Below are 2128 nucleotides of genomic sequence, written 5' to 3'. Positions count from 1 at the left end.
GCCAGGGTGGCGTGGACGCGGCGGGCCGGCGCGGCGGCCGGTTTGGCGGAGGGCTTGGGCGCGGGCCTGGCGGCGGCCTCGACCATGGCGCCGACGTGCTTGGGCTTTTCAGGCGCGCCGGCCAGCTCCATGGCCGGGGCCGGATCGCCTTCGGGCGCGCCGAGCAGGGCGGGGGCGCCTCGCGGGGCGGCCTCGGGGTTCGGCACGGGGGCCATGGCGATGCGCAGCACGCCGGCCGGGCGCACCGGATCGCCCGGGTTCGGGATCGGCGTGTTGGAAATGATCAGCACCGTGGGCGGGGCGGGCGCCGGCCCGGCGCCGGACAGGGCGGCGTCGGTTAGGGCGGCGTCGACGGCGGCGTCCATGGCGGCGCGCTGGGCGGCGTCGCCCACGGAGTCCGGTCCGCCGGCCAGATCGGGCGTCTCGGCGGGTTCGGCTTCAGCCGTGGCGTAGGGCAGGGCGGTCTGGTCGGCGACGCGCGAGCACGCCGTCAGGGCGGGCAGGGTCAGCATGCCGGCGAGGAAAAGCGCACGCAGGGACATGGCACAGCCTCCGTCGCCCCCGCGACTCCCCTAAGTAGAACGCCCGCGACGCTCAAAGATCAATGTTCTTTTCGCGTCACGGGCGAGGGCGCCTCCGGGAAAACCCGGAGGGAAAAGTCAGCGCGGCCGGGAGGCTTCGTACAGGGCCACGGCCGCGGCGTTGGAGACGTTCAGGCTCTCGAAGCCGCCCGGCATGGGGATCTTGGCCAGCACGTCGCAGTGCTCGGCCACCAGCCGGCGGATGCCTTCGCCCTCCGAGCCCATCACCAGCACGGTGGGGCCGCCGTCCAGCGCCTCGGCCAGGGTCAGCTCGGCCGAGCCGTCCAGGCCCACGGCCCGCCAGCCGAGATCGGCCAGGGTCTCCAGCGCGCGCGACAGGTTGGTCACCCGCGCGCAGGGCAGGCGCTCGGTCGCGCCGGTGGCGGCCTTGGCCAGCGCGCCGGACAGCACCGGCGCGTGGCGGTCCTGCAGGATCATCCCCTTGGCCCCGAAGGCCAGGGCCGAGCGGAAGATGGCGCCGACGTTCTGCGGGTCGGTGACCTGGTCCAGCATGACGATCACGCCCGAGCGGCTCTCGGCCAGCTCATGCAGGCTGACGCCCTCCAGCGGCGCGGCGCGGAGCGCGACGCCCTGGTGCACGGCGCCCTGGGGCAGCATGCGCGACAGCTCGTGGGCGTCGACCGGCTCGACGCGCAGGTCGCGCCGCTCGCGGGGGATTCGCGATTCCAGCTCGCGGGCCTTTTCCGGGGTCGCCAGGAGGCGCATCGGACCCTCGCGAGCGGGGTTCGCCAGCGCGGCTTCTACAGCGTGCCAGCCCCACAACCAGCCCTCCGGATCCACCCGGCCTTGGCTAGAGCGTTGAGGACGTTGGTTTTTTTGGCGATCGCCGCCGCTTTTTCCGACCTGTTCAGATCGGGCCTTGCGGTCGTTGCGTTCACGGAAAGAGGCCACTATAAGACGCGCTCCGATTTGGGGCCTTCGGGCCTCCGGCGACTGAACCGGCGCTCCTATATCAGGCCGGCGAGGACGTCAGAGGCTTTTTGTTCGTGAGTTTTCGTTTCGAAGGCTTGCGGACGACCGAAGCTCCGGAACTCGCGCTTGGGGGAATGTCCCGAGCGGCAAAGGGGGCGGACTGTAAATCCGCTGCGTAAGCTTCGCAGGTTCGAGTCCTGCTTCCCCCACCACGCGCGAGTTTCGAGGCTGGCAGGCGATGGGCCCCGGCTCAGCAGGAAGGAGACGGCGCGAACCGCCGCCACCGCATCGCGGGTATAGCACAATGGTAGTGCAGCAGCCTTCCAAGCTGAGGATGCGGGTTCGATTCCCGCTACCCGCTCCAACTCTTTGAATTCCCAACTCTAGCCGACGCCGCGAAGGTGACCTGATGGCCAAGGAAAAGTTCGAACGTAACAAGCCGCACTGCAACATCGGCACGATCGGTCACGTCGACCACGGCAAGACCACGCTGACGGCTGCGATCACGATGACGCTGGCGAAGTCCGGCGGCGCGACGGCTAAGAAGTACGACGAGATCGATGCGGCGCCGGAAGAAAAGGCCCGCGGCATCACGATCAACACCGCGCACGTCG

The 2128-nt window shown here is 70.3% G+C and carries 2 protein-coding genes, 2 tRNA genes and 1 pseudogene; 3 read left to right on the top strand and 2 right to left on the bottom strand.

Features of this window, described 5'->3' with window-relative positions; all coding sequences use genetic code 11:
• Together G3573_RS21240 and rlmB are read right to left on the bottom strand one after the other, a co-directional pair.
• Nucleotides 1–542: pseudogene (locus G3573_RS21240) on the bottom strand (hypothetical protein); the annotation flags it as partial.
• A gap of 117 nt (nt 543–659) precedes the next feature.
• The gene (gene rlmB, locus G3573_RS21235; RefSeq protein ID WP_163263627.1) at nt 660–1493 is read right to left on the bottom strand and encodes a 23S rRNA (guanosine(2251)-2'-O)-methyltransferase RlmB; all 834 of its coding nucleotides are present in this window, start codon (nt 1491–1493) and stop codon (nt 660–662) included.
• Between the two features lie 149 nt (nt 1494–1642).
• Between rlmB and G3573_RS21230 the strand changes: the two genes are divergently transcribed.
• From G3573_RS21230 to G3573_RS21220, 3 genes are all read left to right on the top strand, one after another.
• Nucleotides 1643–1726, top strand: a tRNA-Tyr gene (locus tag G3573_RS21230).
• 78 nt (nt 1727–1804) lie between these two features.
• Nucleotides 1805–1878, top strand: a tRNA-Gly gene (locus G3573_RS21225).
• Between the two features lie 45 nt (nt 1879–1923).
• Nucleotides 1924–2128, top strand: a 205-nt coding sequence (locus G3573_RS21220; RefSeq protein ID WP_240454665.1) for a GTP-binding protein, incomplete at its 3' end; no start/stop codon positions are given.

Source organism: Caulobacter sp. 17J65-9, from assembly GCF_010975005.1.
GTDB lineage: Bacteria > Pseudomonadota > Alphaproteobacteria > Caulobacterales > Caulobacteraceae > 17J80-11.
Note: the sequence above shows the minus strand (reverse complement) of the source record. Positions and strands in the feature narration are given on the sequence as shown.